Source organism: Pseudonocardia sp. DR1-2 (genome assembly GCF_023717215.1).
In the GTDB taxonomy this organism is placed as follows: Bacteria; Actinomycetota; Actinomycetes; order Mycobacteriales; family Pseudonocardiaceae; genus Pseudonocardia; species Pseudonocardia alni.
Map to the genome: position 1 here is coordinate 134120 of NZ_JAMQOF010000009.1, position 20001 is coordinate 154120.

Annotated in this window: 19 protein-coding genes; 7 read left to right on the forward strand and 12 right to left on the reverse strand. The window is 76.0% G+C overall.

Features of this window, described 5'->3' with window-relative positions:
* Nucleotides 1–84 precede the first annotated feature (84 nt).
* The gene (locus ND486_RS24510) at nucleotides 85–717 is read left to right on the forward strand and encodes a TenA family protein (RefSeq protein WP_251786751.1); all 633 of its coding nucleotides are present in this window, start codon (nucleotides 85–87) and stop codon (nucleotides 715–717) included.
* Here the strand turns inward: ND486_RS24510 and ND486_RS24515 are convergent.
* Nucleotides 705–1139: a hypothetical protein gene (locus ND486_RS24515; RefSeq protein ID WP_251786752.1), complete on the reverse strand. Its 435-nt coding sequence runs from the start codon at nucleotides 1137–1139 to the stop codon at nucleotides 705–707. The genes ND486_RS24510 and ND486_RS24515 overlap by 13 nt on opposite strands.
* Before the next feature lie 82 nt (nucleotides 1140–1221).
* Between ND486_RS24515 and ND486_RS24520 the strand changes: the two genes are divergently transcribed.
* Nucleotides 1222–2181: an FAD-dependent oxidoreductase gene (locus ND486_RS24520; RefSeq protein WP_062398091.1), complete on the forward strand. Its 960-nt coding sequence runs from the start codon at nucleotides 1222–1224 to the stop codon at nucleotides 2179–2181.
* A gap of 5 nt (nucleotides 2182–2186) precedes the next feature.
* Here ND486_RS24520 and ND486_RS24525 read toward each other — a convergent pair whose 3' ends face one another.
* Together ND486_RS24525 and ND486_RS24530 are read right to left on the reverse strand one after the other, a co-directional pair.
* Complete coding sequence (locus tag ND486_RS24525) at nucleotides 2187–2960, reverse strand: SDR family NAD(P)-dependent oxidoreductase (RefSeq protein ID WP_226367706.1); 774 nt, start codon at nucleotides 2958–2960, stop codon at nucleotides 2187–2189.
* Nucleotides 2961–2984: 24 nt separating this feature from the next.
* On the reverse strand, nucleotides 2985–3428 hold the full coding sequence (locus ND486_RS24530; RefSeq protein ID WP_208818912.1) for a VOC family protein: 444 nt from the start codon (nucleotides 3426–3428) through the stop codon (nucleotides 2985–2987).
* Nucleotides 3429–3589: 161 nt separating this feature from the next.
* On the opposite strand from ND486_RS24530, the gene ND486_RS24535 reads away from it, so the two are divergent.
* Nucleotides 3590–4528, forward strand: coding sequence for an AraC family transcriptional regulator (locus tag ND486_RS24535; protein ID WP_251786753.1), 939 nt, complete (start codon nucleotides 3590–3592; stop codon nucleotides 4526–4528).
* A gap of 39 nt (nucleotides 4529–4567) precedes the next feature.
* Here the strand turns inward: ND486_RS24535 and ND486_RS24540 are convergent, their stop codons facing one another.
* On the reverse strand, nucleotides 4568–5887 hold the full coding sequence (locus tag ND486_RS24540; RefSeq protein ID WP_251786754.1) for a heparan-alpha-glucosaminide N-acetyltransferase domain-containing protein: 1320 nt from the start codon (nucleotides 5885–5887) through the stop codon (nucleotides 4568–4570).
* Nucleotides 5888–6076: 189 nt separating this feature from the next.
* Here ND486_RS24540 and ND486_RS24545 point away from each other — a divergent pair, with 189 nt between their 5' ends.
* On the forward strand, nucleotides 6077–6640 hold the full coding sequence (locus ND486_RS24545; RefSeq protein ID WP_251786755.1) for a hypothetical protein: 564 nt from the start codon (nucleotides 6077–6079) through the stop codon (nucleotides 6638–6640).
* A 91-nt stretch (nucleotides 6641–6731) separates the two neighbouring features.
* Here ND486_RS24545 and ND486_RS24550 read toward each other — a convergent pair whose 3' ends face one another.
* The 5 genes from ND486_RS24550 to ND486_RS24570 all read right to left on the reverse strand — a co-directional run bounded on the left by ND486_RS24550 (nucleotide 6732) and on the right by ND486_RS24570 (nucleotide 13818).
* A complete protein-coding gene (locus ND486_RS24550; protein WP_251786756.1) occupies nucleotides 6732–8309 on the reverse strand; it encodes an AMP-binding protein in 1578 nt (525 codons plus the stop codon).
* 121 nt (nucleotides 8310–8430) lie between these two features.
* Nucleotides 8431–8910, reverse strand: coding sequence for a YbjN domain-containing protein (locus tag ND486_RS24555; protein WP_251786757.1), 480 nt, complete (start codon nucleotides 8908–8910; stop codon nucleotides 8431–8433).
* Nucleotides 8907–10181 (reverse strand): D-inositol-3-phosphate glycosyltransferase, encoded by a 1275-nt coding sequence (mshA, locus tag ND486_RS24560; RefSeq protein ID WP_208818906.1) that lies wholly within the window; start codon nucleotides 10179–10181, stop codon nucleotides 8907–8909. Before mshA ends, ND486_RS24555 begins: the two co-directional genes overlap by 4 nt.
* A complete protein-coding gene (locus ND486_RS24565; protein ID WP_285899244.1) occupies nucleotides 10178–12988 on the reverse strand; it encodes a sacsin N-terminal ATP-binding-like domain-containing protein in 2811 nt (936 codons plus the stop codon). The genes mshA and ND486_RS24565 overlap by 4 nt, the downstream gene beginning before the upstream one ends.
* Nucleotides 12985–13818, reverse strand: coding sequence for a DUF3027 domain-containing protein (locus ND486_RS24570; protein ID WP_308215878.1), 834 nt, complete (start codon nucleotides 13816–13818; stop codon nucleotides 12985–12987). The genes ND486_RS24565 and ND486_RS24570 overlap by 4 nt, the downstream gene beginning before the upstream one ends.
* A gap of 39 nt (nucleotides 13819–13857) precedes the next feature.
* On the opposite strand from ND486_RS24570, the gene ND486_RS24575 reads away from it, so the two are divergent.
* The 3 genes from ND486_RS24575 to ND486_RS24585 all read left to right on the forward strand — a co-directional run bounded on the left by ND486_RS24575 (nucleotide 13858) and on the right by ND486_RS24585 (nucleotide 16826).
* Nucleotides 13858–14670 (forward strand): glutaminyl-peptide cyclotransferase, encoded by an 813-nt coding sequence (locus tag ND486_RS24575; protein WP_251786759.1) that lies wholly within the window; start codon nucleotides 13858–13860, stop codon nucleotides 14668–14670.
* Between the two features lie 76 nt (nucleotides 14671–14746).
* Nucleotides 14747–16273, forward strand: coding sequence for an MFS transporter (locus ND486_RS24580; protein ID WP_251786760.1), 1527 nt, complete (start codon nucleotides 14747–14749; stop codon nucleotides 16271–16273).
* Nucleotides 16274–16316: 43 nt separating this feature from the next.
* Nucleotides 16317–16826 carry a DUF2771 family protein gene (locus tag ND486_RS24585; RefSeq protein WP_178375886.1) on the forward strand — a complete coding sequence of 170 codons (510 nt, stop codon included), beginning with the start codon at nucleotides 16317–16319 and terminating at the stop codon, nucleotides 16824–16826.
* 18 nt (nucleotides 16827–16844) lie between these two features.
* Here the strand turns inward: ND486_RS24585 and ND486_RS24590 are convergent, their stop codons facing one another.
* From ND486_RS24590 to ND486_RS24600, 3 genes are all read right to left on the reverse strand, one after another.
* Nucleotides 16845–17768, reverse strand: a complete 924-nt coding sequence (locus ND486_RS24590) for an MsnO8 family LLM class oxidoreductase (RefSeq protein WP_251786761.1) — start codon at nucleotides 17766–17768, stop codon at nucleotides 16845–16847.
* 69 nt (nucleotides 17769–17837) lie between these two features.
* A complete protein-coding gene (locus ND486_RS24595) occupies nucleotides 17838–18224 on the reverse strand; it encodes a cold-shock protein (RefSeq protein WP_062398128.1) in 387 nt (128 codons plus the stop codon).
* 104 nt (nucleotides 18225–18328) lie between these two features.
* Nucleotides 18329–19993, reverse strand: coding sequence for an AMP-binding protein (locus ND486_RS24600; RefSeq protein WP_251786762.1), 1665 nt, complete (start codon nucleotides 19991–19993; stop codon nucleotides 18329–18331).
* Nucleotides 19994–20001: the final 8 nt, after the last annotated feature.

Consider the following 20001-nt stretch of genomic DNA (forward strand, 5'->3'; position numbering starts at 1 on the left):
CGGTGCGTTGCGCAATGGTCACCCGGGTGTCGCCCGTTGTCACACCCCGGGTCCCGTCCGGGGGCTGCGCCTAGCCTGGGCGGCATGGGATTCAGCGTGCAGCTGCGCGAGTCGACGGCCGCGACCTGGGACGCGGCGGTCGGGCACCGGTTCGTCGACGAGCTGTGGTCCGGCACCCTGGACCGCGGCGTGCTGCGGCACTACCTGGAGCAGGACCTGCAGTTCGTCGACTCGTTCCTCGCGCTGCTCGGCGCCGCCGTCGCGACGGCCGACCGGCCCGGCCCGCGGGTCCGGCTGGCCCGTCAGCTGGGGCTGGTCGCGGGCCCGGAGAACGACTACTTCGAGCGCTCGCTCGGTGAGCTGGACGGGAACCCCGAGCCGGAGCGGACCGCCCCGACCGTCGGGTTCGTCGACCTGATGGGCGAGGCCCGCGACGCCGGGTACGCCGAGGCGCTGGCCGTGCTGGTCGTCGCCGAGTGGCTGTACCTGGACTGGGCGACCCGGCCGGGCGCCACCACCCCCGGCGACCGGATCTCCCGTGAGTGGATCGAGCTGCACCGCGGCGTCGAGTTCGAGGAGTGGGTCGCGTTCCTGCGCGACGAGCTCGACCGCGCCGCCGACCGGCTCGACACCGCCCAGCGGGAGCGTGTCGCGGCGCTGTTCGTGCGCGCGGTGGATCTGGAGCTGGCGTTCTTCGACGCCGCCTACCCCGGCTGAAGGCCGACGACGGCCTTCACGACCTGGGCCCGGGCGACCACGACGCCGTCGGAGACGGCCGTCACCGCGGTGAACGCGGAGCGGCCGGTGCGCCGGTCGAGCGTTCCGCGGAACGCGACCTCCCGGCCCCGCGGGGCCTGCGCGGGCAGCGTGACCGCGGTGGACACCGACACCGCGTGCTCGGCCTCGGTGAGGTGCGGCAGGACCGCGAGCAGCGCGGCCACCTCCAGCCCGACGGCCAGCGCACCGGCGTGCGCACCGCCCGCGCCGCCGTCGGCGAGCTCGTCGACGGTGAACGCGACCCCGGCGGCCGGGTCGGCGTCGTCGAGCAGCCGGGCGCCCAGCGCGGCCTGCAGCGGGACGGCGAGGACGAGCGCGGCCCGGCGGGCCAGCGCCGGGCCGGTCAGCAGCGGTGCGGTCACGGGCCGAGTGTGCGCCCCGCGGGTGGCCGGGCGTCGACGTCCGGATGACGATCCGGGGCCGGTGGCTGCGAGGATCACCGGCATGGGAGGCAACCGGCGGGCGGTGGTGGTCGGCGCCGGGATCGCGGGCCTGAGCTGCGCGGTCCGGCTGCGGGAGCGGGGCTGGTCGGTGCGGGTGCTGGCCGACGCACCGGTGGAGGCGTCGACGTCGCACCTGGCCGCGGCCGTGTGGTTCCCGACCCGCGCCGGGCCGCGGGACAAGGTCCTCGACTGGGGCCGGCGCACCTTCACCGAGCTGGCCCGACAGGCCGCCGACGGCGTCCCCGGCGTCGTGATGCGGGAGTCGCTGACCCTCTACCGGACCGAGCCGGAGCCGCAGTGGTGGGCCGACGCCGTCGGCGAGGTCCGCCCGGCCCGGCCCGGCGAGCTGCCGCCCGGCTACGCCCACGGCCTGCGTTTCGCGGTGCCGCTGGTCGAGATGCCGGTGCACCTGCCCTGGCTGGCCGCCGAGGCCGGGCGCCTCGGGATCGTCCTGGAACGCCGCCGCGTCACCTCGCTCGACGAGGCCGGGCGGGACGCCGACCTCGTCGTGCACTGCTCCGGGATGGGCGCGCGGACCCTGGTCGGTGACACCACGGTGACCCCGGTGCGGGGACGGATCGTGCGTGTCACCAACCCCGGCCTGACGATGTCGGTCCGCGACGAGGCGCACCCCGGCGGACGCGCGTACGTGCACCCCCGCGCGCACGACTGCGTCCTCGGCGGCACCCTCGACGACGGCGTCTGGGACGCGACGCCGGACCCGGCCGCCGGCGAGGCGATCCTGCGACGCTGCCGCGACATCGTCCCCGCCCTGCGCGACGCCGAGGTCCTGGAGCACCTCGCGGGCCTGCGCCCGGCCCGCCCGGAGGTGCGGCTGGAGGCCGAGCCCGCCACCGCGACCCGGCCGCGGGTGATCCACGACTACGGGCACGGCGGTTCCGGCATCACCCTGTCCTGGGGCTGCGCCGACGACGTCGCGGACCTCGCCGACGCCCCCTGACCCGGTCAGGACATCCGCGGCTGCCCGTTCGACGCGGACAGCCCGCCGTCGACGGGCAGGTTGACCCCGGTGACGAACCGCGCGTCGGGCCCGGCGAGGAAGGCGATCACGTCGGCGACCTCGGCGGGGTCGCCGCCGCGGCCCATCGGGATGCGGTCGGCGAAGCGGGCCATCAGGTCCTCGTCGCCGGTCATGCCCTCGGTCATCTCCGTGTGGGTCAGCGACGGGCTGACCGCGTTGACCCGGATCCCCTCGCCGCCGTGGTCGAGCGCCATCGCCCGGGTGAGGTTGACGACGGCGCCCTTCGCCGAGTTGTAGGCGACGTTCGCCCAGTCCCCGCCCAGCCCGGACACCGAGGTCACGTTCACGATCGAGCCCCGGGTCGCGCGCAGGTGCGGCACCGCGGCGCGGGAGGCGAAGAAGACCCCGTCGACGTCGACGGCGTGCACGAACCGCCACTGCTCGGTCGAGGTCTGCTCCGCGGTGCCCGGCCGGGCCACCGCCGCGTTGTTGACCAGCGTGTCCAGCCGCCCGAAGCCGGACGCGACCTCGTCGACGAGGTGGGTGATCGCCTCCTCGTCGGACGAGTCGGCGACCAGCACGTGCATCCGGTCGGCGACCGCCGGGTCGGCGCCGGCCACCACGTCGTCGAGCTTCTCCTTCGTCCGCCCGGTCAGCACGACCGTGGCCCCGTCCGCCGCGAACCGCCGCGCGGTGGCGGCGCCGATGCCCGAGCCCGCTCCGGTGACGATCGCGACCGTGCCGTCCTTCGTTCCCATGATCGGCGGATACCCGCGGTGGGCTCACACGATGCAGAAGTCGTTGCCCTCCGGGTCGGCCATCCACAGGTGGTCCACATGTGGAGAACCCGGGGACAGGTGCTCCTCGACGACCCGGGCGCCGAGCGCGCACAGCCGTCGTGCCTCCGCCGCCAGGCGCTCGCCGCGCAGCTCGGCGGGCAGGTGCCGGCCGCCGGAGACCTGCAGGTCCAGGTGCAACCGGTTCTTCACCGTGCGCGGCTCGTCGACCCGCAGGAACGAGATCCGCGGGCCCGCGCCGTCCGGGTCGCTGATCGCGGCGACGTCGCCCCACTCGTCGGCGGGCACCTCGTGGTGGACCATCCACGCCTCCCAGGTCTCGAACCCGGTCGGCGGAGGGGCGGGGGCGTAGCCGAGCGCGGCACTCCAGAACTCCGCGAGCAGGCGTGCGTCGGCACAGTCGACGGTGATCGTCCAGGGGGTCGCCATGGGTGGAGGCTACGGCCGGGCCCCGACCGTTCCGCGGTGGCGCGGGTCGCGCCACCGCCCGGTCACGGGGTAACTTTCCGCATCCGATCACCCGGCGCACCGGTGGAGGGCGAGTGAACGGACAACCGCCCGGCAACGGAGTGCGACGGCTGAGCCTCCGCATGAGGTCGGCGGCCGACGTCGAACGGTTCGCCGCGGAGTTCTACGCGGGCGCGGTCATACGGCCGATGGGCGACGGCCGCGACTTCGAGGTGGGGAACGAGACCGTCGCCGCCCCGGGGTTCTCGCTGAGCGACCTGTGGGTCACCGCCGAGATGGACGCCACGGTCGACCCGGTCGAGAACGACTTCATGATCGACCTCGTGCAGGGCGGACGCATGCGCCTGGACACCGAGGCGTACGGCACCGTGCTGCTGCAGTCCGGCGACGTCGGCGTGCTCCCGCCCGAGGGCCGCTTCCGGGACCTCGCCGAGGACATCGACCTCGACGTCGTCGCCCTCGACACGGCGGCCCTGACCCGCTGGGCCGGACAGGTGCACGGTGTCGCGGTCGACCGCGTGCGGCTGTCCGCGATCACCCCGCGCAGCGGCGCGCACGCGCAGCGCTGGGCCGCGACCGTGGTGCACGTGCGCGACCGGGTGCTCGGCAACCCGATGCTGCTGGACGGGTCCGTCGCCGTCGACGAGGCGTTCGGGCTGCTGGCCTCGCGGTTCCTGGAGACGTTCCCGAACACCGTGCTCGACGAGGCGGGCCGGCGCGGGGGCGCACGCACCCCGGCCCTGCCCTCCCGTCTGGTCCGCAGCGTGACCGAGCACCTGCGCACCCACGCGCACCGGCCGTTCGACCCGGCGGAGCTGGCCCGGCTGACCGGGGGCCCGGCCCGGGCCGCCGTCGCCGGGCTGCGGCGGGCCGGGACCGACCCGGCCGCCGTGCTGTGGCGGGCCCGGCTCGACGGCGTGCGTGCCGCGCTGCGCGACGCGGGTCCGGCGGTGCCGGTGGACCTGGTCGCCGGCCGGTGGGGATTCGTCCGGCCGGCCCTGTTCCGGACGGCCTACGCCCGGGCCTTCGGCGAGACCCCGGAGGACACCGCGGCCGGCTGAGGGCACCACGCACACCGGCGGCAGCACCCTCGGCGGGGCCTACGGCTCCGCCGCCCCCTCGGACGCGGGCTCCGGTACCCCGTCCGCGGTGGCGGGATCCCGTACCCCGGACCGGGCCGAGGGGTCGGGCTCGCGTCGGGCGCCGGCCCCCCGGCCACCGGCCCACACCCCGGCCCGCCCGACGAGTCGGCCGACCGGCCCCTCCAGCGGACCGCGCCGGAACCGGCTCCGCCAGACCGTGGCGAACACGGCGTAGCAGGCGATCTCGGCGACGAAGGCCGGCACCGAGTCCGTCCGCGCGTACGGGGAGATCAGGTACAGCACGTGGGCGCAGTACAGGGTCAGCGTCATCGACCCCATGGCGGCCGGCGGCGCCGTCACCACCGCCACCACGTGCCCGGCGCGGCCCGGCAGCCCCGCCGCGAGGCACAGCACACCGACGACGGCGACGGCGATCCCGGACGACTGCACGACCTGCGGGGTGGTGCCGGTGTGCGGGCCGAGCACGGCCAGCCACCACCAGCTGTCGGTGGGAACGACCCCTCCCGCCCCCACGGACAGCAGCTCCGACACCGGGTCCTCGGTGCCCAGCGGCAGTGCGAGCAGCCGGGACAGACCCCCGAGCGGGTGCAGCAGCAGCCACGACGCCCACCAGGCGGCGGCCGCGACGGCGGTGCCAGCGGCGACGAGACGCAACGCCACCCGTCGCGACGACAGGTCCAGCCGCCCGACGACGAGTCCGACGCAGACGTAGGCGAACCACGTCGCGACCGGGTAGTTGCCGGTCAGGAACACCTCGCGCAGCGCTGTGAGCGGCTCGGTGGCGACCGACACGAACGACGGATCGGTCCCCAGCGGGGCGGGCAGGTGCGCGCGGGCCAGGTGGCTCACCACCGGCATCACGCAGGCAGAGGCGACCCCGACGGCGAGCACCACGCGGGTCGGCAGCAGTACGAGCGGCACGGCCAGGACGAACAGCACGCCGTAGAACACCAGGATGACGCCGGGGCTGCGGTCGGTGTCGAACGAGCCCAGTGCCAGGCCGATCAGGCAGACCAGCACGGCGCGGGTGCCGAGCCGGGCCGCCGCGACCCGGGCGGCGCGGGCCCCGGTGACGCGGGCGCGGCCGGTCGTGAAGGCGACGGCGGCCCCGGCGAGGACCGCGAACAGCGGCGCGGCTCGCCCGGCGAGCACGCTCTGGACCGGTGAGGCGGCGCCGTCCGGGCCGGACTCGGAGAACAGGTGCACCGCGATCATCCCGATCAGCGCGAGGCCGCGGGCGGCGTCCACCGCCACGACCCGCCCCGGCGGCGGCGCCGGGTCCGGGCCACGCCGCCGGGAGGTGGTCGTCGTCCCCATGGGCCGGGGCTCGCGCGTCACCGCGACGGCGTTAGCCGCGCCGGGGCCGGTCCCGGACACGGCGGGACGAAGGTCCCGCCGGGACCGGGCCGGAAGTCCCGGGGCCACCGGCCGGTGGCGCGCGATGGTGATCCCGCCCCGTGCGACGTCCGGCGTCCCGGGCACCGGTCCCCTCCCGGAAGGCACACGATGCCCCGACCGCTGAGTGCCCTGCTCGCCCTCGCCCTGGCCCTGCTCGCCGCCGCCGGGTGCTCCACCACCGTCGACCGCTCCGAGGTCGCCGCCCGCGCCGCCGCGGAGGCCGACGCCGCGGACGCCGACGGCCCCGCGGGGCCTGCCGGGCACGCCCCGGTGGCCGGCGGCTTCGGACGGCCGCACACCTTCCCCGGCGGCAGCGTCGTCGACGTGTCCCCGCCGCGCGGCGGGGGCCCCGGGCGCGCGGGCGTGCGCACGGCGACGGTCACCGTGACCCTGACCAACCCGACCGGGTCGCCCGCCGACCTCACCGGGCTGGACGTCGGCGCGACCGCCGACGGCGCCGAGCTGACCGCGCACGCCGAGGAGAGCACACCGGACGTGCGGCTGCCGCCGGGCGGCACCGCCCGCTTCGACCTGGTCTTCCCCCTGACCCCCGCGCCCGTGCGGGAGTTCGTCGTGACCGTCACACTCACCGCCGTCGACGCCGAGGGCGAGGACGTCGAGGGGTCGGACCACGCGGCGGGCGCGAGCGTGACCTTCGAGGCGGCGGTCTGACCGGCGGGCCCGGCCCGCACCCACAGACGACGGAACGGCGCCGCCCCCGCATCGCTGCAGGTCACGGCGCCGTCCCGGCCGGTCGTGCGGGTCAGGCCCTCTCGTTCTCCCGGGCCCGCAGGTCCTTGCGCAGGATCTTGCCCGAGGCCGACTTCGGGATCTGGTCGATGAACTCGACCACGCGCACCTTCTTGTGCGGCGCGACCTTCTCGGCGACGAAGCCCATGACGTCGTCCTCGGTCAGGTCCTCACCCGAGGCCTGCTTCACCACGAACGCCTTGGGGACCTCCTCGCCGTCGGCGTCCTTGACCCCGATGACCGCGGTGTCGGCGATCTTGTCGTGGGTCAGCAGCAGCGCCTCCAGCTCGGCGGGCGGCACCTGGTAGCCCTTGTACTTGATGAGCTCCTTGACCCGGTCGACGATCGAGTAGACGCCCTCGTCGTCGACGACGGCGATGTCACCGGTGTGCAGGAAGCCGTCGGCGTCCTTGGTGGCGTCGGTCGCCTCGGAGTTGTTGAGGTACCCGACCATCACGTTCGGGCCCTTCACCCACAGCTCGCCGCGCTCGCCGACGCCGACCTCCTTGCCGGACTCCGGGTCGACCAGCTTGCACTCGATGTTCGGCAGCGCGAAGCCCGACGAGTTCAGGTCGAGGTCGCCGCGGTCGTCGGGCATGCAGTGGCTGACCGGGGACAGCTCGGTCATGCCGTAGCCCTGCAGCACAGTGCAGTCCAGCCGCTTGGCGACGGCGCGGCCGAGCTCGCCGTCCAGCGGGGCGGCACCGGAGAAGATCGTCTTCACGCAGGACAGGTCGAACTTGTCGATGATCGGGTGCTTGGCCAGCGCGACGGCGACCGGCGGGGCGATGTAGAGCCGGTCGACCTGCAGGTCCTGGGTGATGGTCAGGAACTGCTCGAGGTCGAACTTCGGCATGGTGACGACGGTGGCGCGCGCGTGCAGACCCTGGTTCATCATCACGGTCATGCCGTAGATGTGGAAGAACGGCAGGAACGCCATGATCTTGGTCTCGCTGGTCACGTCACCCATGACCCGGATCTGGAGCAGGTTCGCCACCAGGTTGCGGTGGGTCAGCACCACTCCCTTGGCCAGGCCGGTGGTGCCGGAGGAGTAGGGCAGCACCGCGGTGTCGTCCGCGGAGGTGGTGAGCTCCGGGGCAGGCGCACCCGAGGAGACGAGGTCGCGCAGCGAGTCGTGGCCCTCGGTGGCGTCGATGGTGAGCACGACGTCCTCCGACAGCCCGGCCTCCTTCGCCCCGGCCACGGCGCGGTCGAGGAACGGCGAGACGGTGATGACCATCTTCGCGCCGGAGTCCTTGAGCTGGTGGGCCAGCTCGCCGCCGGTGTACATCGAGTTCGCGCTGGTCACGATGCCGTTGGCGCGCAGGATGCCGTGGAACAGCGCCGCCCACTGCGGCAGGTTCGGCGCGAACAGCGCGACGACGTCGCCGGTGCCGATGCCGCGGGCGGCGAGCCCGCCGGCGATCTTCTCGACCAGGCCGTGGAACTCGGTGTAGGTCAGCTGGTCACCGGTGGTGCCGTCGACGATCGCCGGCGCGTCCGCCCGGTCGCCGAACCCGTCGGCGAACAGGAACTCGGTGAGCGAGACGTCGGGGATCTCGACGTCCGGGTACGGGCTGCGCAACGACAAGGTTCGCTCCTTCGCGATGACCTGCGGGACGGGCGGCGCGGAGATCCGGCCGGGTTCGGCGCCATGCTAAGCGCACCGCACACGTGCCGTCGTCGTGGCGCCGCGAAAAGTTACCCGTGGGTCACTGGAACAGGTGCTCGAACGCCGCCAGGTTCGCGGTCGACTCGCCGTTCTCGCTGCGCCAGGCGTACTCGCGGCGGATGGAGGAGGCGAAGCCCAGCTCCAGGAAGGTGTTGAAGTCGCCGTCGGCGGCCTCCAGCACCGAGCCGAGGACACGGTCGAGCTCGTCCGCGGTGACGGCGTGGCGCGCCAGCCGCCCGACGAGGTGGATGTCCCCGACCCGGTCCAGGCAGTAGTGCACGCCGTAGAGCCTGGCGTTGCGCAGCAGCATGAACCGGTAGACGCCCTCGTGGTTCTCGTCGGGCCTGCGGCACACGAACGCCTGCACCGCGAGGGTCTGCTCGCGCAGGATCAGCCAGGTCTGGGTCTGGAGCCGGGCCTCACCGGGGAGGGTGACCAGCCACTGCCCGGGCCCGCGGTGGACGTACTCGGCGCCGGAGTCGGCCAGCGCGGCCCCGATCCGCTGCTCCAGGTCGCTCATACGTCCCTCCGTCGCCGCGCCGCGAACTCGGTGCGGGCCTCGTCGTAGGCGCCCAGCAGGGCGTCGGTCGTGCGGTCCCAGGAGAAGCGGTGCGCGTGCGTCGCCGCGGTCCGCCCCATCTGCTCGCGACGGCCCGGGTCGAGCGCGAGCTCGCCCAGCGCGTCGGCCCAGTCGGAGATGTCGTGCCCGGTGACGAGCAGCCCGGACCGGCCCTCGGCGACGGCGACCGGCAGCCCGCCCACCCGGGTCGCCACCACCGGCGTCCCGCACGCCTGGGCCTCCAGCGCGACCAGCCCGAAGGACTCGTTGTGGCTCGGGACGGCGACGACGTCGGCCGCCCGGTAGACCGTCACCAGCTCGTCACCGGCCCGGGGCGGCAGGAACCGGACGAGGTCGGTGATCCCCAGCTCGGCCGCCAGCTCGTGCAGCGACGTCGGCTCGGCCAGCCCCGACCCGGACGGCCCGCCCGCGACGAGCACGACGAGGCGCTCCCGCAGCCCCGGTGCGCGCGCGGCCAGCTCGGCCGCGGCGCGCAGCAGCACGTCGGGGGCCTTGAGCCGCTGGATGCGTCCGACGAACGCCAGCACCACCGCCCCGGCGGGCAGGCCCAGCTCGGCGCGGGCCGCGGCGCGGTCCCCGGGCCGGAAGCGGTCGGTGTCCACCCCGGGCGGGATGGTGACGGTGCGGCGCGGGTCGGCGTCGTAGAGGTCCAGCAGCTGCTTGGACTCGATCTCGGTGTTCGCCACCAGCCGGTCGGCCTCGGCGACGACCTGGTCCTCGCCGATCACCCGCACCCGCGGCTCGGGGGTGTCCCCGGCGGCGAGCGCGGCGTTCTTGACCTTGGCCAGGGTGTGCGCGGAGTGCACCAGCGGCACCCCCCAGCGGTCCCGGGCCAGCCAGCCGACCTGGCCGGACAGCCAGTAGTGGGAGTGCACGACGTCGTACCAGCCCGGGTCGTGGCGGGCCTCGGCCCGCAGCACCCCGGCGGTGAAGGCGCACAGCTGGCTCGGCAGGTCGTCCTTGCCGAGACCCTCGAAGGGGCCCGCGGCGACGAACCGGACCGTCGCGCCGGGCTCCAGCTCGACCGTCGGTGGCTGCTCCGACGACGTGGCGCGGGTGAAGATCTCCGCCTCGACGCCGCGGCGGGCCATCCGGATCGCCGTCTGCGCGACGTAGACGTTCATCCCACCGGCGTCGCCGGTGCCGGGCTGCTCGGTCGGGGAGGTGTGCACCGACAGCACCGCGACCCGTCGGGGCAGTCGCTCACTCACCCGAGCATCCTGACACGGCGCCGGAGCGCCAGCGCAGCCACCAGCGCCCGCAGCGGGTCCGCGGCGTGCCAGTCGTCGCCGCGGCCGGGCCAGGCCGGGACGGTCACCGTCGCGCCGTCGTCGAGGTCGACGACCAGCTCGTCATGCCGGTGCAGCCGCCCCGGGGGCGCGGTCTCCCCCAGCGCGGCCAGTGCCAGGACGACCTCGGGGTCGGCCGTCCACGGGCCGGGGGTACCGGTGCCGCGGGCGGTCCCGGCGACCCGGTCCGAGGCCAGCGGCACGTCGAGCAACTCCGCGAGGGTGGCGGGGTCGGGCCCGCCGGGGACGGCGGGCAGCGCGTCCAGCGCGGGCAGCACCCACGGCGCGTCGAGCACGACGGCGCGGTCGGTCGGCGCGACCGACCCGGTCACCGTGCGGACCCGGTCCGGCGGGTCGACGTCGTCGAGGTCCACCCGGCCGTCCGCGACGGCCGCGGCGAGCGCGGAGTAGGCGGCCGCGGCCACCTCCCCGGTCACCGCGCGCGCCGGGTCGGCCAGCCGGTCGAGCAGCTCGGTGACCTCGTCCGGCCCGTCGACGACGACCCGGTCCCGGACGCCGACGGCGGCGAGCACCGCGTCGTCGACACCGGGCAGGGCCCCGACCTCGTCGTAGAGCCCGGCCAGCCCGGTCGCCGAGCGCAGCCGCCACGTGCCGGCCAGCCGGCCGCCGAGGCGGACGTGGCGCGACAGCCACCAGGCGGTGTAGCCGGTGAGCAGCGCGGCCCGGGTGTCGCGGTCGCCGGCGAGCAGGGCCAGCGCCGCGGGCCAGCGGTCGTCGGCGACGAGGTCGAGGTCGCGTACGGCGGGCGGGGGGTCGCCGTCGCCGGGGTAGTGCTCGGCGTCGTGCAGCACGTCGGGGTCGAACGCGACGACCGTGAACCGGTCCAGCACGCCGGCGGCGACCAGGGCGTCGCGGGGCACGTCGGCCCACTCCGGCCCCAGCACGCCGACCGGGGCGTCCGGGTCGAGCAGGTCCCGGACGGCGGCGTCGGGCAGGACGAGCTCGTCGGCGCGGGCGGGGCGGCCGTCCTCGTCGGTGAGGGCGAGGGCCCCGAACCGCGGGTCCGGCGCGGCGCCGGGGGTGTCCAGCAGGGCGAGGACGGCGCGGGCCGCCGCGGTGGTGTCCAGGCCCGCCTCGGCGTCGTCGACGGACCGCTCCACGGCGGCGTGCAGCGCGGGCGCGTCGAGCAGGGTGTCGCGGTCGGCGTCGGCGGCCCCGAGGCGGCGCAGCAGCGGGTGGACGGCGTCGGGGTGGGCGATCCGCAGCTCGGGGAGCGCCGCCGCCCCGGCCGGGTCGCCCCCGACGGGGAGCAGCACCGAGGCGGGCCCGGGCACCAGGCGGCCGTCGGCGAGCGGGACGGGCAGCGCGCCCAGCTCGGCGGCCAGCCCCGGGACGGTGTCGGCGGCCGGGGCGAGCGCCGCGTACAGCTCCCGCCACCGGCCCGGATCCGCCTCGAGGCCGGTGAGCCGCTCCGCCAGCGCGGCGGGGCCGAGCCGGTCCACGCCGAGCCCGGCGGGCGGGACGACCCCGGACGCGACGAGCCGGGCGAACGCCGGACCGGTCGCGGCGAGCAGCTCGGGCAGCCCGTCGGCGGGCACGTCGAGCCACTCGGCCCGCTCCGGTGCGAGCACGTCCGCGTCGCCCGTGGCGGCGGGGAGCCACGGGGTGCGGGTCAGCGCGGCGGTGACCGCCGCGCGCAGCCGGCCGTCGAGCGGTGAGCGCGGGAACCCCGGCTCCGGCACCAGGGCGGTGCGGTCGGCGGGGCCGACGCGCCGGACGAGGTCGGCGTAGGCGGCCGCCGCGGCGTCGACCAGCGCGTCGACGCCCGGGTCGTCGGCACGGATCCGGCGGCGGTCCGGGTCGAGCGGGAACGGTGCGACCAGCCGGGCGGGCAGCGACAGCTGCTCGGCGCTGCGGGTGGGGGCGTGCAGGACCTCGCCGGCGTCGGGTCCGTACGGGGCGGGCCGGTCGCCGGGCAGCGGCAGCGCCCAGCGGACGCCCGCGTCCCCGGTGACCAGCAGGTACCCGGCGTCGCCGACGCGCACCCGGCCGTCGCCGAGGTCGGTGCGGGCGACGGTCACCGGGCCCGCCGTGACCGACTCCAGCCCCGGCAGGGCCAGCAGCAGGTCCCCGGCGGTGCGGGCGAGCTCGTCGAGCAGGTCGTGCGGGTCGGTGCCGGGCGCCGGGCGCAGCCGGACCTCGGTGGCGAACCCGGGCGGCGGCGGTTCCTCCTCCGGCGCGGGCCAGGCCAGCCGCAGCACCGGCACCCGGGCGTCGCGGGCCAGCTCGGCGGCCGCGGCACCGCCCAGCCCGGCCACCTCGACCGCGGTCCGCGCGGCCGAGAACGCGACGGCCCCGGCCGCCGTCACCAGCCGGGGGTCGGTACAGACGGCGAGCACCGCGGCGAACCCGACGCCGAACCGGCCGGTCGTGCCGGCCGCGTCCCGCTTGGCCGAGGCCCGCAGCGCGGCGAGCGCGGCGACCCCGGCGGCGTCGAGCGGGGCACCGGTGTTGGCGACGCGCAGCTCACCGTCCACCACGACGGCCCGGACCCGGCCGGGCAGGTCCGCGGCGAGCGCGGCGTCGGCGGCGTTCTGGAGCAGCTCGGCGACCCAGGTGTCGGCGTACCCGCCGCGGCGCAGGTCGTCCTCGGCGTTGACGTCCTCACGGAACCGGGTCGGCGACGACGACCAGGCCGCCAGGACCCCGTCCCGCAGCGCCGCCGTGCCGAACGGGTCGGTGCCGTCCGCGACGCCGGGAGGGCTCAGGACCCGACCGGCTCGAGGTCGACGCCGTCGTCGTAGACCAGGGCCGAGACGTGGACCGGGGAGCCGGAGGGCTCGGCGACCGAGGAGTGCGCGCCGCAGCCGAAGCCGACGGCGACGACCTGGGCGTCGGCCGGGGAGGAGCCGTTCGCGCAGACCCCGAACACGCCTTGCAGCGACCCGGCGAGCGGCACCAGGAACCCGCAGGTCCCGCAGGACGCGGGGGCGGACCGGGCGAGGTCGGCGGCCGGGCCGCGCTCCCCGTCCTGCCAGCGCTCGGCGGCGGCGATGCGGCCCTCGAACGACAGCACCCGCTCGCGGCCGAGGCCGACCTCGCGGGCCAGCGCGTCGACGGCCGGGTCCCCGGAGTCGACGTAGCCCGGTACCAGCCGGGGGTCGTCGGCCGGGGTGGGCAGCAGGTCGCCGGGCTTGAGGTCACCGGGGCGCACGCGCTGGTCCCACGGCACCCAGTCGGGCGCGACGAGCGCGGTCGAGCCGGGCAGCAGCACCGACTCCGAGACCGTCACCGGCCCGTCTTCGGCCGCGGCGGCGACGGTGACCGCCCACCGCCAGCCGCGGTAGCCGGGCAGGTGCGCGGCGAAGGAATGGGTGACCGAGCCGTCGTCCTCGGCGGTCGTGCCCAGGTGCGCGCCGACGGCGGCCACGGCCGCCTCGTCGCCCAGCTCGTCGGCCGCCTCCTCGACGGCCGCGGCCCGCGCCTCGTCCACCGCGTCGAACAGGTGCGACGGCGCGGGTGTCACCCGGGGCTGCGGCGTCTCCGCCCGCTCGTCACCGGAGTCGCCGACCTCGACACCCACCTCACCAGTGCTCACCTCACCAGTGTGCCACCCGTGCCCGGGCATCCTGGGCGGGTGCCCGCCCGAGCGCTGCTCCGCCGCCCCTCCGTGACGGGGCTGCTCCCCCTCCTGCTGGCCCTGGCGGCCTGCGGGGCCGCGGCCCCGGCGCCGGGGCTGCCTGCCCCGGGCCCCGTTCCGGTGGTCCGTCCGCAGGTCCTCGCCGAGATCCCGCACGACCCGCAGGCGTTCACCCAGGGCCTGGAGCTGCGCGACGGGACCCTCTACGAGGGGACCGGCCGGGTGGGGCGCTCGCAGCTGCGCGCGCTGGACCCGGCGACGGGCGCGGTGCGGGCGGCGAGCCCGCTGCCGCCGGCGTACTTCGGGGAGGGCATCACCGTCGTCGGGGACCGGATCTGGCAGCTGACCTGGCAGGACGGGGTGGCGGTCGAGTGGGACCGGGCGACGCTGCGGCCGCTGCGCGAGGTGCCCGTCGACGGCGAGGGCTGGGGGCTGTGCCTGCTGGGCGACCGCGTGGTGCGCTCGGACGGCACCGACCGGCTGTTCTTCCACGACCCGGCCGACCTGGCGGGGACCGGCTCGGTGGCCGTCACCCTGGACGGCGCCCCGGTGACCCGGCTCAACGAGCTGGAGTGCGTCGGCGACCGGGTGTGGGCCAACGTCTGGCAGACCGACGACCTGGTGCGGATCGACCCGTCGACCGGGGCGGTCGACGCCGTCGTCGACGCGACCGGGCTGCTGCCGGCCGGGCAGCGGGCCGGGGCCGACGTGCTCAACGGCATCGCCCACGTCGACGGCGACGAGTACCTGCTCACCGGGAAGCTGTGGCCGACGACGTTCCGGGTGCGGCTCCCGGTGCCCCCGGCCTGACCCGCGCTGCGCCGGGCGGGTGACACCACCCGGCGGGATCGCCGGAACCGTCGGTGCCCGCCTGCACAATGACCGCGTGGCACCGAACCCGTTCCGCAGCCGCCGCCGGGCGGCCGGGTCGAGACGTGGCCCGGCCCCGCGCACCTCCCCGACCACCGGCCCGACCACCACCCCGATCGCCTCGGACCCGGCGCTGCGCCGTGCGCGCTCCGCCGGTGCCGCCACCGACGAGCTGCCCCGCCCCGGCCCGGCCACGGTCCCCCGCACGGTGACGGTCACCCGGGTCGCCGTGCACCGCACCCGCGAGCTGGGCGGGCGCGCGGTCGCGCTGTTCCGGCGCGCCGCGACCGCCGACGGTGCCGACCGGTCCGGGCTGACGGCGCTCACCTACGCCACGATGCTGACCTACGCGCTCGACGCGGCGGTCGCCGTCGCGCTGGCGAACACGCTGTTCTTCGCGGCGGCGACGGCGGAGTCCACCGCGAACGTGGCGCTCTACCTGGCGATCACCGTCGCGCCGTTCGCGCTGGTGGCGCCGGTGATCGGTCCCGCGCTGGACCGGTTGCAGCGGGGCAGGCGGATCGCGATGGCGGTGTCCTGTGCCGGCCGCGCGGTGCTCGCCGTGGTGCTCGTGTTCCACCTCGACGACTGGCTGCTCTACCCGGCCGCGCTGGGGATCATGGTGCTGTCCAAGTCGTTCCTGGTGCTCAAGGCGGCCGTGACCCCGCGGGTGCTGCCGTCGACGATCACCCTGGCGACGACGAACTCCCGGCTCACCACGTTCGGGATGGCCGCGGGCGGGATCGCCGGGGCCGTCGCGGGCGGGGCGGCGCTGGCCGTCGGCGGGGCCGGGCCGCTGTGGTGGACGGCGGTGCTCGGCGTCGCCGGTGCCGTGCTCTGCCTGCGGATCCCCCGCCGGGTCGAGTCCACCGCGGGCGAGGTGACCGCGGCGGTGCCCGCCACCCGGCCGGGCAAGCGCCGGTCCCGCGCCCCCGCGACGCGGGCGGTGCTCGTCGCGCTGTGGGGCACGAGCACGGTGCGGGTGCTGACCGGGTTCCTCACGCTGTTCGTCGCGTTCGTGGTGAAGGCCGGGGCCGAGCAGTCCCCCGACGGCGATCCCGCGGGCCAGCTGGTGGTGATCGGGATGGTCGGCGCGGCCGCCGGCGTCGGGCTGTTCGCCGGCAACGCGGTGGGGGCGCGCAGCCGCTTCTCCCGGGTCGAGCCGGTGGTGCTCGCGGCGGCCGCGGCGGCGGTGCTGGCCGCGGCGGCGGTGGCGCTGCTGCCGGGGGTCCCGACGGCGGTGGTCGCGGCCCTGGTCGCGTCGACGGCGAGCGCGCTGGCGAAGGTCTGCCTCGACGCGGTGGTGCAGCGCGACCTGCCCGAGGACGCACGGGCGTCGGCGTTCGGGCGGTCGGAGACGGTCCTGCAGCTGGCCTGGGTGCTGGGCGGGGCGATCGGGGTGCTCGCCCCGCACGACACGTTCCGGACCGGGTTCGTGATCGTGACCGGGGTGGTGGCGGTGTTCGCGCTGCAGGCCGCGCTGGTGCGCCGCGGCACCTCGCTGGTGCCCGGTCTGGGGCCGCGCCCGGCCGTCGCCCGCTGAGGGCCCACCCGCGCGCCGGGCCCGGATCCGTACGCTGGTCGGCGTGATCACCCGCCCCCGACCGCGCCCCCGCCGGTCCGCCGGCGTGCTGGCCGGGACCCTGGCCGCGGCCGCCCTCGTCCTCGCCGGGTGCGGCGGCGAGGCCCCGACGGTGACGTTCGACGTCGGTGGCACCTCGCTGACCGCCGCGCCCACCCAGTTCTGCGACACCAGCCTGCAGAACTGCCAGGACGCCCCGAACGCCCGGGTGACCGCACAGGTCCCGCCCGGGACGGAGGTCCGCATCACGGTGCCCGAGGAGGTCTCCTCCGCGCCCTGGCAGGTCGCCTACGCGTTCACCCGCGGCACCGACCCGACCCCGGTCCAGCAGCGCAGCGCGATCGCCGCGCCGGACACCCGCACCGACTTCACGCTGTCCCTGCCCGAGCCGGGCGACCGGCTCGTCACCGCACAGGTGCAGGTGTTCGGGGCGCCGCCGTCGATCGACCCGGAGAGCACCGACATCCAGTTCCCGGTCCGGGCGACCTGGGTGCTGGTCGGCGAGCAGGGCTGAGCGGGCGCGACCCGGGGCTCAGCGGCCCACGCCGAGCAGCCGGGCCAGCGCGGCGTCGGAGTCGGCCTGCGCGTCGCGGTCGTGGGTCGAGGAGAACACCAGCAGCTCGTCGGCGCCGGTGCGGGCCACGAGGTCGTCGAGCCGCTCGGCGACGGTGTCGGGGTCGCCGACGATCGCGTTCGCCAGCGCCCGGTCCACGGTCTCGCGCTGGCGCCGGGTCGTCGCGCGGTGCGGGTCCGGCGGCTCCAGCGGCGGGAACTCCCCGGTGGTGCGGGCCGCGGCGTGCGCCCACGCCTCGGACAGCGCCAGCTGCGGGTCCCCGACGAGCACGTCGGCGGACACCACCAGGTGCGCCGCGTCCCCGGCCCGCTCGCGGTAGTCCGCCAGCGCCGCCGGATCGTCGAGCACCGGTCCGCCGACGACGGCAGGCAGCCCCAGGTCCCCGGCCAGCGGCAGTCCCGCGCCGGTGGCGAGCAGGAACAGCGGTACGGCGTGCTCCAGCCGCGGGCGGGCCGTCACCGGGCCGCTGCCGTCGAGGAAGGAGCGGAGCTCGTCGAGGGCGGCGCGGAACTCCGCGTCGTCGGCCCCGCCGGCGCGCAGGGCGCGGCGGACCGGCTCGGTGAACCCGGGCGAGCGGCCGATGCCCAGGTCGATCCGCCCGGGATGCAGCGCCTCCAGCAACGCCACCTGCTCCGCGACGACGAGCGGCTGGTGGTTGGGCAGCATGATCCCGCCCGAGCCGACCCGGATCCGCGAGGTCGCCGCGCCCACCGCGGCCATCAGGACCGGCGGGCTGCCCGACGCGATCCCGGGCACGGCGTGGTGCTCGGCCACCCAGAACCGGTGGTAGCCGAGCTGCTCGGCGCGGACGGCCCGCGCCACCGTGCCGCGGACCGCGGCGGCGTCGGGCTCCCCGGCCCGCGTCCGCGAGCGGTCCAACATCGACAGGCGCACAGTCGCCCCAACGCCGCCCGCACCCGCCGCCATTCCGCCGCGCCCGGCAGCGGCCGGTCAGCCGTCCAGGTCGCGGGCGACGGCCCGCACGACCTCGGCGGCCAGCTTGCAGGTCTTGCGGTCCGGGTAGCGCCCGTGCCGCAACGCCGGCTGGATCTTGTTCTCCAGCAGACCCATCATGTCCTCGATCAGACCGTGCAGCTCCTCGGCGGGGCGGCGCGCGTTCTCCACCGCGGACGCCTGCTTCTCGACGATGCGCACGGAGAGCGCCTGCGGCCCGCGGCGGCCCTCGGCCATCCCGAACTCGACCCGCTGGCCGGACTTGAGCGCCTCCACGCCGGACGGCAGCGCCGCCTTGCGCACGTAGACGTCCTCACCGCCGTCCTGGGAGAGGAAGCCGAAGCCCTTCTCCGCGTCGTACCACTTCACCCTGCCGGTGGGCACCGTCGTCCTCGATTCCTGCTTGCTGTGTTGCTGCGTGCACGACAAACGCGCCCGGGCTCGCCGGACGCGCCGTCACCGATGGTACGCCTGGGACCCGTCCGGGGTCAGGCGTTCCGGACGCTCGCCGCACTCTCCAGTTCCAGCAGCCCGACCGACTTCTCCCGCATCTCGACCTTGCGGACCTTGCCGGTGACCGTCATCGGGAACTCGTCGACGACGAGCACGTAGCGCGGGATCTTGTAGTGCGCCAGCTTCCCGGTGGCGAACTCGCGCAGCGTGTCGGCGGTCATGGGCGCGGCGGCCTCGCGCAGCACCACCCAGGCGCAGAGCTCCTCGCCGTAGCGCTCGTCGGGGACCCCGATGACCTGGGCGTCGACGACGTCGGGGTGGGTGTAGAGGAACTCCTCGATCTCGCGCGGGTACACGTTCTCGCCGCCGCGGATGACCATGTCCTTGATCCGGCCGGTGATGTTGAGGTAGCCCTCGTCGTCCATCACGGCGAGGTCGCCGGTGTGCATCCAGCGGGCGCGGTCGATGACCTCGGCGGTCTTCTCCGGCTGCTCCCAGTAGCCCAGCATCACCGAGTAGCCACGGGTGCACAGCTCGCCCGGCTCGCCGCGCGGCAGCGTCCGGCCGGTCTCCGGGTCGACGACCTTGACCTCCAGGTGCGGGTGCACCCGCCCGACCGTGGACACCCGGCGCTCGAGGGAGTCGTCGGCGCGGGTCTGGGTGGACACCGGGCTGGTCTCGGTCATGCCGTAGGCGATGGTCACCTCGGTCATGCCCATCCGGTCGACGACCTGCTTCATCACCTCGACCGGGCACGGCGAGCCGGCCATGATCCCGGTACGCAGGCTGGACAGGTCGTAGTCGCCGAAGCCGGGGTCGTTGAGCTCGGCGATGAACATCGTCGGCACCCCGTAGAGCGAGGTGCAGCGCTCCTGCTGCACGGCGTGCAGGGTCGCCTTCGGGTCGAAGCCCGGCGCCGGGATGACCATCGTCGCGCCGCTGCTGGAGCAGGCGAGGTTGCCCATGACCATGCCGAAGCAGTGGTAGAAGGGCACCGGGATGCAGACCCGGTCGGCCTCGGTGTACCCGCAGGTCCGGCCGACGTAGTAGCCGTTGTTGAGGATGTTGTGGTGCGACAGCGTCGCGCCCTTCGGGAACCCGGTCGTCCCGGACGTGTACTGGATGTTGATCGGGTCGTCGGCCGTCAGCGACGCCTGCACCTGCGCCAGCTCGTCGCGGCGGGAGGCGTCGCCCGCGGCCAGCGCGTCCCACTCGGGGGAGCCGGTGATCACGACGCGCTGCAGGTCGGGACAGTCCGCCCGGACCTCGGCGATCATCTTCTCGTAGTCGGAGGTCTTGAACGACGACGCCGACACCAGCGTCGAGATCCCGGCCTGCTTGAGCACGAACTCCAGCTCGTGGGTCCGGTAGGACGGGTTGATGTTGACCAGGACGACGCCGATCTTGGCCGTCGCGAACTGGGTCAGCGTCCACTCCGCGGTGTTCGGCGACCAGATCCCGACCCGGTCCCCCACGGTGAGACCGGCCGCGAGCAGCCCGGTGGCCAGGTCGTCGACGGCGGTCCGCAGCTCGCGGTAGGTCCAGCGGCGCCCGGTCTGCACCTCGACGAGCGCGTCGTTGTCGGGGACGCGGGCGACGGTGCGGTCGAGGTCGTCACCGATGGTGTCGCCGAGCAACGGCGTGTCCGAGGTCCCGGACGCGTAGGACGGGACGGCGGGGGTTGCGGCGGCTGAGGTCACGACGTCGT